Raw genomic sequence first — 13,227 nt, forward strand, 5'->3', positions numbered from 1 at the left:
AGAAGGAAGGAAAAGAAAAAAACGTCTTTTGAGTTAAAGGGGTTGCTTGGCTGGCTGATCTCTGCATGGTATCCGGCTATAGACAAACCACCTGTTCAAAAACTCGACTTTGAGCTTCTCGCCAGGCCTCAATTTTTCACTTTCATTGACCACTATAAGCTTCTGACCTTCCAATTCCACTGTTTTCTCATCCACTGCGTCAGCAATATATACTTTGAAAATGACTTTATTAAACCAATATGGATTAAGCTTGCCTTTAATATCAAGGATATTCTTCATCTTAAAGCCTCCTTTCTGCACATCTATAAAATGAATTTTTGAAAATTTAAATAATTAATCAAATACTACAAGATTTTATTAAATGAATACCCGGTTAGAGAATATAAAAACCAGAAAAGCTGATGGTTTGAATAGAACGTACGTTCTTATGTATACTAAAGTATAGTCAGGGCAAATAAAATTTCCTAACGGAAGATAAATCTGTACATAGGGGAAGGATTATATGAAAAAATGCCTTTACTGCCAGGCAGCCGGGAATCTCTTTCCCCTCAAAGAGTGGAACAGAGAGCGGACGAATTATTATTGCACCAAGCATCATGATCAGGTGCTGAAATTCCAGGAAAGAGAACAAAGGGAATTCTTCGACTATTTTAGACAGCATCCCAAACTGCTGAAATATCTCAGCAGCAAAAGCCTTGAGCTTTATAAGAGTATCGAAAAAGAATACAGCAAAGGGGGACAGCATGACAATTCCGATTCTTAAGAATATCCTCTTTTCCTGACTGATGGAATGAGATATAATTCACTATAGTACTAATTACATAACGTAACCACAAGGGGAGCGTAATGCTGAGAGTGAACTTATGTTCTGACCCTTTGAACCTGTTAGATAATTCTAGCGCAGGGATGTGGATGGATGGGGGTTTGTATGCCCGCTTCCTGATCAGTTCTCCCTTGAGGTTTGCGTTAATTCGGACAAAAGGGGAGATTTTTTTATGAAGAAATTAGGGCTGGTTGCCTTGATTGAAGCATCTTTTTTTGCGGCATTCGCTGTCATTCTTGATCTGCTTCCTTCTATTAAACTGACACCGGCAATATCTATTTCCATCGCAATGGTGCCCATCTTCATTCTTTCATTACGTTGGGGATGGAAAGCGGGCTTCATTTCAGGATTTTTATGGGGGATTCTCCAGATTGTCATGGGGGACGCCTGGATCGTGACGCCCCTGCAGACCTTCATTGAATACTTCGTTGCTTTTGCCTTTATTGGCTGTGCCGGCTTCTTCGCTCTTACCGTCCAGAAGAGCCTGGCTGAAGGTAAGAAGGTTCAGGCGCTTGGATGGGCAGCCGCAGCAATTTTCCTTGGCAGTGCGGGCAGATATTTCTGGCACTTTCTTGCAGGTATGATTTTCTTCGGAAGCTATGCACCTGAGGGGATGTCTCCTTTTGTATATTCCCTCATGATCAATGGGATAACGATGCTCGGTTCAGCAATCTTATGTACAGCCGTATTGTGGCTCCTGCTTTCTGCTGCACCGCGCCTGATACAAAGGAAACAGGGGTATTCTGCAGCCGAAGAGTATAAATTGGCAAAATGATATCCAGCTGCGCAAAGCAATCCCTTCTGGCGAATCAGCCAGAAGGGATTGCTTTTGTCTTCTGGAACAGGAAATTGAAGAGAATTGCTGAAAAGTGCTTTCATTCGACAAATTTTGGTATATAATAAGTTACGCTATTATACTAAAGTGATAAACTAAAGCCTATGAGGCATAAAAAAATAGACAATAAGTCGACTATAACAATAGTAAAGGAGATTGAAATGACAGATAAGTTTATTATCCGCTTTGAAAATGTCACGAAACAATATGACAATGACAGTCCTGTCCTGGACGGTGTCAGCTTTGATATAGAAAGGGGAAAGTTCTACACGCTCCTCGGTCCTTCAGGCTGCGGAAAAACGACGATCCTGCGCCTGATTGCCGGATTCATCGAGCCGACAGAAGGATCCATTTTCTTTAATGGACAAAAAATTAATAAAGTCCCTGCCAACAGGAGGCAGGTAAATACCGTATTCCAGGATTATGCACTTTTCCCTCATTTAAATGTATTTGAAAATGTGGCATTCGGATTACGCATCAAAAAAATGAAAACCCAGGAAATCAATGAGCAGGTGAAAGAGGCGCTTAAGTTCGTCAACCTGGAAGGATACGAACAGAGGGAAATCAAAGAAATGTCAGGCGGACAGAGGCAGCGTGTCGCGATTGCGAGGGCAATAGTCAATAAACCGGAAGTCATCCTGCTGGATGAGCCTCTTTCTGCACTTGACCTGAAGCTGAGGACGGAAATGCAGTACGAGCTGCGTGAGCTGCAGAGAAGGCTTGGCATTACCTTTATCTTTGTCACACATGACCAGGAAGAGGCGCTTGCCTTATCTGATGAAATATTTGTGCTGAATAAAGGCCGGATCGAGCAGAGCGGAACACCTACTGATATTTATGATGAGCCAGTCAACCGTTTTGTGGCCGATTTCATCGGTGAGTCTAACATCGTCGAGGGGACCATGCTTACCGATTATCAGGTTGAATTTACAGGCAGGAAATTTGAGTGTGTCGACGCCGGATTTGATCTGAATGAAAGAGTCGAAGTGGTCATCAGGCCGGAGGATATGGAAATTACGCCTAGCGAGCAGGGCAAACTGCAGGTCCGTGTTGATTCCCAGCTTTTCCGAGGCGTCCATTACGAAATCTCCTGCTTTGACAAGGCTGGAAATGAGTGGCTTGTCCATTCTACACGCAAGGCGCGGGTAGGGGATGAAATCGGCCTTCACTTTGATCCGGAAGCCATCCATGTCATGAGGCCCGGGGAATCTGAAGAAGAATTTGACCGCAGGCTGGAGGCTTATCAAGAGGAAAGCCATGAGAAATAATCAGACCCGCAACCTGTACCTGATCCCCTATTTGCTGTGGATCATATTATTTGTCGTAACTCCTTTGTTTTTGGTGCTGTATTATTCATTCTTTGATATCGAAGGGCAGTTCACATTCGGTAACTACCAGAAATTCTTCACACCCGTTTACCTGAAAATGACTTTGAGCTCTTTCTGGTATGCGTTCCTGATTACCGCCTTTTCTTTACTGATTGCCTATCCGACTGCCTACCTGCTTACAAAGACCAGGCATAAGCAGCTCTGGCTTCTGATGATCATCATTCCTTCCTGGATCAATCTGCTGCTCAAGGCTTATGCCTTTCTTGGAATCTTCGGGACATACGGGGCAGCCAACAGCATCCTTGAAATAATCGGAATAGGCTCAAGGCAAATACTGTTTACAGATTTCAGTTTTGTTTTTGTATCGGTATACATTTTCCTGCCTTTCATGATATTGCCGATTTTCAATTCGCTTAATGAATTGAATTCGTCCCTCATCGATGCATCCAATGATCTGGGTGCATCGTCCTGGACAACTTTTACCCGGGTCATTTTCCCGTTAACGCTTGATGGAGTTAAATCCGGCTGCCAGGTAGTTTTCATCCCTGCGCTTTCCCTCTTCATGCTTACCCGCCTGATTGCAGGGAACAGGGTCATCACCTTGGGCACTGCCATAGAACAGCATTTCCTTGTCACACAGGACTGGGGGATGGGCTCCACCATTGCCGTATTCCTGATCCTTACGATGGTGATTATCATGCTGCTGACCGGAAATCGCAGGAGGGGGGCATAGCATGGGGAAATTATCTAAATGGTCATCACTTTATCTGATCCTTGTTTTTTTTGTTCTTTATGCGCCAATATTTTATCTAATGTTTTATTCTTTCAACAGCGGCGGGACAATGTCGCATTTTGAAGGCTTCACGCTGGACTGGTACAAAGAGCTTTTTGCTGATGCAAGGCTATTGATCATCGTTCTGAACACGATCATCATCGCCCTGCTGTCGGCTGCCATATCAACGATCATCGGAGTTGCCGGTGCACTTGCCATTTTTTATGTAAGAAAGCGGCAGGTCAAGAGCACACTCTTATCATTGAACAATATCTTGATCGTCAGCCCTGATGTCATTATCGGTGCTTCCTTCCTGATTTTGTTTACAATGATCGGGATCAAGCTCGGATTCACATCGGTCCTGCTCTCTCACATCGCTTTCTGTGTCCCTATCGTCGTTATCATGGTGCTGCCAAAAATTCAGGAAATGAGCCCTACACTTGTGGATGCGGCAAGGGATCTGGGGGCAAGCCGTTTCGATGTTCTGTCAAAGGTTGTTCTGCCTTATATCACGCCAGGCATTTTTGCCGGCTTTTTCATGGCATTGACCTATTCACTCGATGATTTTGCGGTCACTTTCTTTGTAACGGGGAATGGTTTCACCACTTTATCGGTTGAAATATACTCTCTGGCCCGGCGCGGAGTTTCATTGAATATCAATGCACTTTCCACGCTGCTGTTCCTGTTCACTCTTATACTCGTGATCGGCTATTATTTCATCACCCAGAAAAATGCGAAGCCGAATGGAATGGGGGTCAAAAAATGAAACAGCTCGGTAAAGCCCTGCTGGTCATTGCTGTCATTTCTGCACTTCTGCTGTATGCAGTTTCCAAGCTCAATTCCTCGCAAGGCTATTCCAGCGGAAATACGCTGACGGTCTTCAATTGGGGAGACTATATTGATGCAGAACTCGTTGACCGCTTTGAAAAAGAAACAGGCATCAAGGTGATCTATGAAACCTTTGACAGCAATGAAGCCATGATGACCAAGATTGAACAGGGCGGGACAGCCTACGATATAGCGGTTCCGTCAGAATATGCAATTGAAAAAATGAAAGAAGAAGATTTGCTTTTGCCAGTAGATCATTCAAAAATTCCAAACCTGAAATATATCGACCCGAGGTTCATGGACTTGGCATTTGATCCTGACAATGAATACTCTATCCCTTATTTCTGGGGAACGGTCGGCATAGCGTATAACACAGATCTGCTTGGCGACAAAGAAATCAACAGCTGGAATGATCTCTGGGATGAAGACCTGCGAAATCAGATCCTCCTTATTGACGGTGCAAGAGAAGTGATGGGAATGGGCTTGAATTCCCTCAATTATTCCCTTAACGATCAAAATAAGAAGCATCTAAGGGAAGCGAAGGAAAAGCTTGATTCCCTTACACCGAATATCAAAGCCATTGTCGGGGATGAAATCAGGATGCTGCTTGAAAACGATGAAGCAGCCATAGGTGTTGTCTGGTCTGGGACTGCTTCAGAGCTGATGTGGAAAAAGGACAATATTGAGTATGTACTCCCTGAGGAAGGGACTAACCTGTGGTTTGATAATATGGTCATTCCGAAAACGGCTAAAAACGTGGATGCAGCCCACCAGTTCATGAATTTCATGCTTGATCCGGAAGTGGCTGCCCAGAACACCGAATATGTAGGTTATTCTACGCCCAATAAAGAGGCGCTGAATTACCTGCCAGAGGAAATTGTCAGTGACAAGCGCTTCTATCCAGACCCGGAAATGACCAAAAAGCTGGAAGTTTACGAAAACCTTGGAAAAAAAATGCTCGCACATTATAATGAACTGTTTTTGGAATTCAAAATGCACAGTAAATAATAGAAGCGGCTGGAGGAAACTCCGGCCGCTTTTCTGCATCTTAGCATGAACGCTGCCCTTGCGGGGAATCCTACTTTTAAAAACAGAAGGGGGCAGTCATGTATTATATCAGCGGAAATATCGTTTCAGGAGAATATGATGACCAGACAGAACAGTTTTCCATCAGCATGATTAAACACTTTAAGACTCAATCCATTTTGACTAAGAATCAGGCTATCCAGCTTCTTGACTACCTCTACAGGCATAAAGATGAAGAGGGAGGCCAGGTCATCACATTAAATGACCAGATGCCGCTGCGCATCTCATCGGAAGAAATCAGTGCCCTGATACTTGACCTTGAAAGGATTGAATCCCACTTTTAAAGAGCTGACATCAGGAAGCGGCCGATAAAGGCCGCAGCGTCAAAGGCATCTGTCCGGGAAAGGCATGATATAAAGCAAAAAGGCTACTGTCTGTTTTGAAGTCTATCCAGCTCCCCTGAGATCCTTCCTTCTTCTATGCGGCTGAAAAGCGGGGCGATCGGGCCAAGTCTTTTTTCTGCGACCGCGGCCTCATTCCATTCCAGCGTATTCTCATGCAGCATTTTATTTATCTTACTGCTGGAAAAAGGGAGGAAGGGGTTCAGAAGCCTGGCCAGATTTTTGATGATATACACACAGGTCAGCAATGCATCTGCACATCTTTGCGGATCGCTTTCAATCGTTTTCCAGGGCTGTTCACTGTCAAAATATTTATTGGCCGAGCGTACGAAAGCGAAGATTTCCTCAAGTGCTTCTTTAAGCTTAGCGCCTTCGATCATGGCTCCGGTTTTTTCATACAAATGCTTAATATCCCCCTGTACAGGTCCACTTAAATTACCACCCGGTATGATGCTGTCATAATACTTTTCAATAAACTTAAAAGTTCTGTTGACCAGATTGCCATATGCCCCTAGCAGCTCGCTGTTATGGCTATAAATGAATTCCCGCCAGGAAAAGTCAGCATCTCTGTTCTCTGGGCCATTGACAGCAAGAAAGTAGCGGATAGAATCAGGTTCATATCTTTCAAGTATGTCAGGGACCCAGACTGCATAATTCCTGCTTGTTGAAAGCTTCTTTTTCTCAAGGGTAAGGTATTCGCTGGAAACCATCCGCGCTGTTTGCCCGGGCAGGCCTATCCCCATTTGAATAGCCGGCCAGATGATGGTATGGAAAGGGATATTGTCTTTCCCATGCACATAATGAGATATAACATCACTATCCCAAAACTTGCTGCCGTCCTTGCCCTGCTGGCGTGCCCATTCCCTGCTGGCTGAAAGATAGCCGATCACCGCTTCAATCCATACATATATTTTTTTCTCCTCCATTCCTTCAACAGGGACTGGCACCCCGACATCCAAATCCCTTGTTGCAGCACGGTCCTGCAGCCCCTCAGTTAAATATCTTTTTGTCAGGCTGCTGCTGTTTTCCCTCCATAAATGGCGGGACCGGGCCTCCTCGGACAGCTCCTCAAGCTGCTTCTGAAATTGGCTCAGCCTGAAATAATAATGTTCAGTTTCTTTCAGTTCCGGCGCTGTCCCGCATATTTTACAGGATTTATCCAGAAGGTCGGCCGGCTCAAGTATGACTGAGCAGGCATCGCACTGATCACCGCGTGCATGGCTGCCGCAGGAAGGGCAGATTCCCTCGACATACCTGTCAGGAAGAAACTGGGCACATGTCCGGCAAAAAGTCTGTTCAATTGTTCTTGGAACAAGATAGCCATTTTCCAAGAGTGACAGAAATACCTCTTGTACAGTCTGATGATGGTGCGGGGCATCTGTCCTTGTATAAAGATCATAAGTAAAACCCAGCTGTTCAAAGCCAGCTGTGAATTCGCTGTGATAGCGGTCAGCTATTTCTTTTGCAGATTTGCCTTCATTTTTTGCCCTGATCGCTATCGGTGTTCCATTGCAATCGCTTCCGGACACATACAGGACTTCTTTGCCCTTCATTCTGTAATATCTTGCGAGAATATCGCCAGGCAGCAGACTTGCTATATGCCCAAGATGAAGGGACCCGTTTGCGTAGGGCCATGCCCCGCCAATGAAAACAGCCATGATTAATTTCCTCCTAATTTTTACCATTTTCAATGTTCATTTTAAAATAAAAAAAGCCCCGTCCTTTCCTATAGATATATAGAAAAGGACGGGGCTTGCCCGCGGTACCACCTTTATTCGCCTTTCGGCCTCTGCAAGTACGGGGCATAAAGATGCCCTTATACTGTGGGTTTGATAACAAGTACCACTACTTGCCGCAGCCTACTGACGAAAAACGCGTTCGGGACGGGGCTCGGAGACCATTGTTCAAACAGCCGCTTTTGCTTCTTTTCACCTGCCGAAGCTCTCTGGGAAAAACGGATCTGCTCTACTTTTTCTCTTCAACGCCTTGTATATGATCAGTTAAAATCTGCCAATGATTTAGATATTATTATATGCACTAACAGCGTGAATGTCCAGCAGAATTTTAACAGGGAAAAGGGAAAGTCCGGCGCAGAAGCATGATGCCAACTGCAAATATTTGACTGTTTAAAAGCAAACCTTTATCATACAAAAGGCAGATAATTAAAATGTTCATATAGAATAGTCCAGACAAAAGGGAAGGCTGATTATGCAGAAAAACCAAATGTTATTTGAATATCTCAGCAAGAATTCTCAAAGAATTACTGACAAATGGCTGAGCACCCGGGCAAAAGAAAAAGGATCGATCTATTCTTCGGAAGCAGATATAAAAATTGAAAAGATGCTCCGTGAGCAAAATGCCTTTACTAATAAGACTGTTTCTACCATCCTGTTAAATGACCGGCCCCTTTTTGAAAAACTAGTCGAAGAGTGGGCGGGCACAGTAGCTGAAAGCAGGGCAGATACCGATACTCCGATCTATGAAGTGATTTCAGCTTTAGGCAAGGTGAGAGATACATACTGGAGCTTTGTAGAAGAATTTGCGAGAGAGAGCGATGAGATTGCCAAGGAGGATATCCTCCAGTGGAGTCTGGTCATTCATTCAGCTTTTGACATTCTCGCGCAGAAATTTGCCGAACAGTATTACAAAATTACAAGAAACAGGCTGAAAGCACAGCAGGATCTCATCCATCAGCTTGGTGCACCTATCATCCCTATCATCGAATCCATCGGTGTTCTTCCTTTAATAGGCGATATTGATACCGAAAGGGCAAAAGCGATTCTTGAGAGCGTTCCCCTCCAGTGCACGGAAGCAAAGCTTTCCTGTTTGTTTATCGACCTTTCCGGTGTTCCGATTGTCGATACAATGGTAGCGCAGCAAATCTATCATATTGTCCAGACGCTGGATTTGCTTGGCATCAAGACAACCATCTCTGGCATCCGCCCCGAAGTTGCCATGACCTCTATCCAGCTTGGAATCGACTTCAGCAAAATCAACACACACAGCACATTGAAAAATGCCTTAGCGAAAATGGGGCTGAGCATGAAAGGTGAATGATAAACGGAAAAGGCACCCCTGGGTTTTAAGCCTGAGGTGCTTTTTTTATGCAGTAAATTTGTTAAATACCGGCAGGGCAAGCCGTTAAGGTTTGTTTCGGCTCGGATCGCTTTCTAGGCTGGTGGAATAATGCCTGCCATAAGAAGTACGAAGAAGACCAGGCCAATGATGGCAAGGACAAGAGATGCAAAAAAGACTGGCCCTTTTCTGAAGAAAAAAGGTTCATCTTTCTGGATGATTCCCGTTTGGGCGCTCACCATGCTGTTGATATGCCTTTGGGGCGAACCGCCGCTTGTTGAAAAAATAAAAGTGACTGCAGCAAAAGCCGCTCCAATAAAGAAAAGGACTTCTATAATCCTGACAGAAAAATATGCGGCCACTGCCCACGCGGCCAAAGCTTCCGCTGCCAAAGCAGCTATAAAGACAGTTGTATTTCTGCTCATTACTATCACCTCGTTATCTATACGAAAGAAGGGGAGAAAATGTTTCATAAAAAATCGAAATATTAAAAATAATATAAGAACTATTCAGACCAATATGATAAGATATACAAAAATCAACTCTATTTATAAAAAAGGAGATCATAATGATTTTACAAGGAACAAGGAAGCTGTCCATAAATGGGGTGGGATCTTCGCACGGCGGGAGCTTTGATCTAGTAACTATTAACGGAAAAGGCACCGTCAATGGAAATATTGAATGCCGCATATTAGATTGCAATGGTTCGGGGCAATTTAACGGAGATGTCATTTCTTCAGAAAAAGCTAAAATCAATGGAAGTGGAGCGATTGCCGGAAGCTTCACAGGGGTGACGCTCTCAGTCGACGGCAGCGCAGGCTTTTCAGGAGATGTGGCTGTTTCGGACGAAATGAAGGTGAATGGAAAAGGAACAGTGGGAGGAAAGCTTTCATCCGGAAAAATTTTAGTCAATGGCAGCCTTACTGCCGGCAGCGGTGTAGAAACAGAGTCGTTCAAATCAGAAGGCCATTTTATAATCGGCAGCCATTTGGCGGCAGCGAACATAGAGGCATCCATTATCGGGGAGTGCAAAGTACAAGAGATCAGGGGCAGACACATTATAATCAAGCAAAAGAAAGACAGCCTGCTCAGAGGGCTGCTTCAATCTTTCTTTCCATCCCGGCTTGAAGCCGCTTTGATAGAAGGTGAAAAGTTGCATCTCGAAAATACGAGCGTGAAGATGGTCAGGGGAAAACATATTGTCATAGGAGAAAATGCATCTGCTGATTTTGTGGAGTATACAGGATCCCTTCAGTATGAGGGGAACGGTACGGCAGTGGAGAGCAGGCGTATAGAATCAATTATATAAAATAGACAGCGGACTGGATGCCTGGAGGATAAAGGCGTCTTTTTTGTGCGCTAATTTAAACAAGGTTATAATACAGAAGAAAAAACCGTTTAAATGAGGTAAAAAGCAGGGAAAATAATTGAAAGCTGCAGAAAATATTTGAACATCCTTCTTACTTATAGCATAATATATGTACATATACTCATATAAGGAGGGAATGAAATGGGACATAACCATCATCACGGCCACGGACATTCTCACGGCCACACAAGCAACAAAAAGGCGCTCTTTCTTTCATTTATATTAATCACTTCATTTATGGTCGTTGAAGTTATAGGGGGGGTCTTAACAAACAGCCTTGCCCTTTTATCAGATGCCGGCCATATGCTCAGCGACGCTGCCGCCCTGGGGCTGAGCTTTTTTGCTATAAAGCTAGGAGAGAAGCAGGCAACTGCAGAAAAATCTTATGGCTTTAAACGATTTGAAATCATAGCAGCTGCACTGAATGGGCTGACTTTGATCGCGATTTCCATTTACATCTTTTACGAGGCGGTCCAAAGGATTATGGACCCGCCGGAAGTCCAAAGCATGGGCATGCTGACTATCTCGGTTCTGGGCCTGATTGTCAACATCATTGCAGCCTGGATATTGATGAAGGGCGATAAAGATGAAAACCTGAATGTAAGAAGCGCTTTTCTTCATGTACTTGGCGATATGCTGGGCTCTGTAGGCGCCATCACCGCAGCATTGCTGATCTATTTCTTTAATTGGGGGATAGCAGATCCAATAGCAAGCGTCATCGTTGCCATCCTGATCATTATTAGCGGATGGAGAGTTACAAAGGATTCTTTCCATATATTGATGGAAGGAGCCCCTGAACAGATTGACGCCTCCAGCATCCGCAGTTCTCTGGAAGGCATCACTTCTGTGAAAGACATCCACGATCTCCATATTTGGTCGATCACTTCAGGAGTGCCGATGCTCAGCTGCCATATCGCAATCACAGAGGAAGGACATCACGATGAAGTCTTAAGAGAAGCACAGACTGCCCTTCATAACCAGTTCGGAATCGACCACAGCACTATCCAGGTGGAAAGATATGAAAAAGGCTGCCCAAGTGCGCACGGAACATGCAATTAATGATGGCTGGCATGCTCGATTGTTTGTTTTAGTATTCCCATTACATGTTCATCATCATGGGAATAATATAACGTAGTGCCCTCACGCCTGAATTTAACCAGCCTGAGATTCTTTAAAAACCGCAGCTGGTGGGAAACAGTAGATTGAAGCAGAGTAAGTTTTTCAGCAATTTCGTTCACCGAATGCTCTCCCTGAAACAGCAGGTTCAATATTCTGAGCCTGGTCGGATCGGATAGAGCTTTAAATGTCTGTGATACAATGAATAAGGTTTCTTCATCCAGTTCCTTCATAATGTGCGGCTTTGTCTTTTCATCTTCTGTCATTGATTCAGCCTCCTTTTTATATCATTATAAAGAAAAAATGCACGAAGAAAAATCCCAAAGAACTTTTATCGGGATTTTTCTTCGTGCTTCTTGCTTTTCAGGCCATATAGGTATAAATTAAAGCTTATCAGCATTTTTCCTGATGCTTATCTTGGCGTCTCCTGAAAGGTGATTGCCCGGATTTTTTCCGTTTTTTCATCAAATGTTATACGGACAAAGACACCGAATTCGCGATTATCCTTGGAAAGCCAAAGCTTGAAGGTTTCTGTACAGTTGGATCCCTGGGTTGTTCTGCCTACATGAAGATAGTCAAGGATTCTTGCATCAGGATACTTAATTTTCGTATTGGTCATTGCAAGCTTCCCCCATTTAGCATATGCAGGCGTCTGCTGTGCCGCTGAAATATGCTTAATGTTTACCATAGAAGGGGAAAGCAGGGCAGGGAAACTTACCAATAACATAATTATCAGTAATAACTTTTTCAAACCTCTCACTTCCTTTATAAATAATTAGCCTGTCATCATATTGTGTATTAGTATTGAAAAAAAAGGTGCAGTCTATGCCCTTATAAGCTATTTACTTAATTATTGTTACATCAGACATCTTGTAAAAGGCGGGAAATTGATTGAAACAACCGGAATACGTTAATGTTATGGAAGAAATTGTCGCAACACTTGTAAAAGTCTCTATGCTGAGCCCGGATTATCAAACCTTCTGCCAATGCGTGAAGTGCCGTGCCGATATTATCGCGATCAGCCTCAATAACCTGCCTAACCATTATGTAACTACGGAAGAAGGCAGGAAAATGGTATTTGAACAGCTGAACACCGAGGAAAACCGGAAATGGATCAACAAAAGGATCATCAATGCGATTCATGTGGTGAGTAAATATCCCAAGCATTAGCAGTTAGAAAGGCGAGGGTATAGATCGCATTTCTTTTTAAAATGGAATTGTGTTTGGGTTTTGCACTTCTTACTTGAACCACATTTCATTTTTTCTTGAGGATAGTGGTCCCAGCTCATCCGGCTGGAGCCACTATTTTCATTTTTTTTCAAGATAGTGGTCCCAGCTCCTTCCGCTGGAGCTACTATTTTCATTTTTTCTTCACGATAGTGGTCCCAGCTCCTTCCGCTTGAGCTACTATTTCATTTTTCTTCACGATAGTGGTCCCAGTTCCTTCGGCTGGAGCCACTATTTTCATTTTTCTTCAAGATAGTGGTCCCAGCCCATTCGGTTGGGGCCACTATTTTCATTTTTTTTGATTAAGTCCGTATAATTGTGTAAAAAGAAAAGGGGTCATTTTAATTCCTTTTGTCAACAATGTTAACAACCACGAAAACATTGGAGGAATTAAGATGACCCACTTACAGTTTAACCTAAATATTGA

General features: G+C 43.7%; 16 protein-coding genes, 1 riboswitch and 1 other annotated feature. Of the genes, 11 read left to right on the forward strand and 5 right to left on the reverse strand.

The genetic code is table 11. The annotated features are described in order from the left end of the window. Positions 1-33 precede the first annotated feature (33 nt). On the reverse strand, positions 34-279 hold the full coding sequence (locus ACQCVH_RS19055; RefSeq protein WP_426837174.1) for a hypothetical protein: 246 nt from the start codon (positions 277-279) through the stop codon (positions 34-36). 223 nt (positions 280-502) lie between these two features. Between ACQCVH_RS19055 and ACQCVH_RS19060 the strand changes: the two genes are divergently transcribed. The 7 genes from ACQCVH_RS19060 (at position 503) to ACQCVH_RS19090 (ending at position 5,956) form a co-directional block, all read left to right on the forward strand. Then, positions 503-763, forward strand: a complete 261-nt coding sequence (locus ACQCVH_RS19060) for a hypothetical protein (RefSeq protein ID WP_426837175.1) — start codon at positions 503-505, stop codon at positions 761-763. A 62-nt stretch (positions 764-825) separates the two neighbouring features. Beyond that, a riboswitch (TPP riboswitch) is annotated at positions 826-924 on the forward strand. Positions 925-995: 71 nt separating this feature from the next. Next, on the forward strand, positions 996-1,598 hold the full coding sequence (thiT, locus tag ACQCVH_RS19065) for an energy-coupled thiamine transporter ThiT (protein WP_426837176.1): 603 nt from the start codon (positions 996-998) through the stop codon (positions 1,596-1,598). Positions 1,599-1,819: 221 nt separating this feature from the next. After that, the gene (locus tag ACQCVH_RS19070; RefSeq protein WP_426837177.1) at positions 1,820-2,926 is read left to right on the forward strand and encodes an ABC transporter ATP-binding protein; all 1,107 of its coding nucleotides are present in this window, start codon (positions 1,820-1,822) and stop codon (positions 2,924-2,926) included. Beyond that, entirely contained in the window at positions 2,916-3,719 is an 804-nt protein-coding gene (locus tag ACQCVH_RS19075) for an ABC transporter permease (RefSeq protein WP_426837178.1), read from the forward strand. Before ACQCVH_RS19070 ends, ACQCVH_RS19075 begins: the two co-directional genes overlap by 11 nt. A gap of 1 nt (position 3,720) precedes the next feature. After that, positions 3,721-4,524 (forward strand): ABC transporter permease, encoded by an 804-nt coding sequence (locus ACQCVH_RS19080; protein ID WP_148975120.1) that lies wholly within the window; start codon positions 3,721-3,723, stop codon positions 4,522-4,524. Next, positions 4,521-5,594, forward strand: a complete 1,074-nt coding sequence (locus tag ACQCVH_RS19085; RefSeq protein ID WP_426837179.1) for an ABC transporter substrate-binding protein — start codon at positions 4,521-4,523, stop codon at positions 5,592-5,594. Before ACQCVH_RS19080 ends, ACQCVH_RS19085 begins: the two co-directional genes overlap by 4 nt. A 98-nt stretch (positions 5,595-5,692) precedes the next feature. After that, the gene (locus tag ACQCVH_RS19090; protein ID WP_426837180.1) at positions 5,693-5,956 is read left to right on the forward strand and encodes a hypothetical protein; all 264 of its coding nucleotides are present in this window, start codon (positions 5,693-5,695) and stop codon (positions 5,954-5,956) included. 83 nt (positions 5,957-6,039) lie between these two features. On the opposite strand, the gene metG is transcribed toward ACQCVH_RS19090, so the two are convergent. Next, on the reverse strand, positions 6,040-7,671 hold the full coding sequence (metG, locus tag ACQCVH_RS19095) for a methionine--tRNA ligase (RefSeq protein ID WP_426837181.1): 1,632 nt from the start codon (positions 7,669-7,671) through the stop codon (positions 6,040-6,042). 81 nt (positions 7,672-7,752) lie between these two features. Continuing rightward, positions 7,753-8,004 (reverse strand) — a binding site (T-box leader). 217 nt (positions 8,005-8,221) lie between these two features. Here metG and ACQCVH_RS19100 point away from each other — a divergent pair. After that, positions 8,222-9,070, forward strand: a complete 849-nt coding sequence (locus ACQCVH_RS19100; RefSeq protein ID WP_426837182.1) for an STAS domain-containing protein — start codon at positions 8,222-8,224, stop codon at positions 9,068-9,070. Positions 9,071-9,183: 113 nt separating this feature from the next. Here the strand turns inward: ACQCVH_RS19100 and ACQCVH_RS19105 are convergent, their stop codons facing one another. After that, on the reverse strand, positions 9,184-9,513 hold the full coding sequence (locus ACQCVH_RS19105) for a hypothetical protein (protein WP_426837183.1): 330 nt from the start codon (positions 9,511-9,513) through the stop codon (positions 9,184-9,186). 143 nt (positions 9,514-9,656) lie between these two features. Here ACQCVH_RS19105 and ACQCVH_RS19110 point away from each other — a divergent pair, with 143 nt between their 5' ends. Then, complete coding sequence (locus ACQCVH_RS19110) at positions 9,657-10,397, forward strand: polymer-forming cytoskeletal protein (protein ID WP_426837184.1); 741 nt, start codon at positions 9,657-9,659, stop codon at positions 10,395-10,397. A gap of 201 nt (positions 10,398-10,598) precedes the next feature. After that, on the forward strand, positions 10,599-11,516 hold the full coding sequence (locus ACQCVH_RS19115) for a cation diffusion facilitator family transporter (protein WP_426837185.1): 918 nt from the start codon (positions 10,599-10,601) through the stop codon (positions 11,514-11,516). Here the strand turns inward: ACQCVH_RS19115 and ACQCVH_RS19120 are convergent. Together ACQCVH_RS19120 and ACQCVH_RS19125 are read right to left on the reverse strand one after the other, a co-directional pair. Beyond that, entirely contained in the window at positions 11,513-11,839 is a 327-nt protein-coding gene (locus ACQCVH_RS19120) for an ArsR/SmtB family transcription factor (RefSeq protein WP_426837186.1), read from the reverse strand. The two genes, ACQCVH_RS19115 and ACQCVH_RS19120, sit on opposite strands and share 4 nt — an antisense overlap. 146 nt (positions 11,840-11,985) lie before the next feature. After that, complete coding sequence (locus ACQCVH_RS19125) at positions 11,986-12,324, reverse strand: YqzG/YhdC family protein (RefSeq protein WP_426837187.1); 339 nt, start codon at positions 12,322-12,324, stop codon at positions 11,986-11,988. A 140-nt stretch (positions 12,325-12,464) separates the two neighbouring features. Here ACQCVH_RS19125 and ACQCVH_RS19130 point away from each other — a divergent pair, with 140 nt between their 5' ends. Next, positions 12,465-12,743, forward strand: coding sequence for a late competence development ComFB family protein (locus ACQCVH_RS19130; protein WP_426837188.1), 279 nt, complete (start codon positions 12,465-12,467; stop codon positions 12,741-12,743). Positions 12,744-13,227: the final 484 nt, after the last annotated feature.

Source organism: Bacillus infantis, from assembly GCF_050107595.1.
Taxonomy (GTDB): domain Bacteria; phylum Bacillota; class Bacilli; order Bacillales; family Cytobacillaceae; genus Bacillus_AB; species Bacillus_AB infantis_C.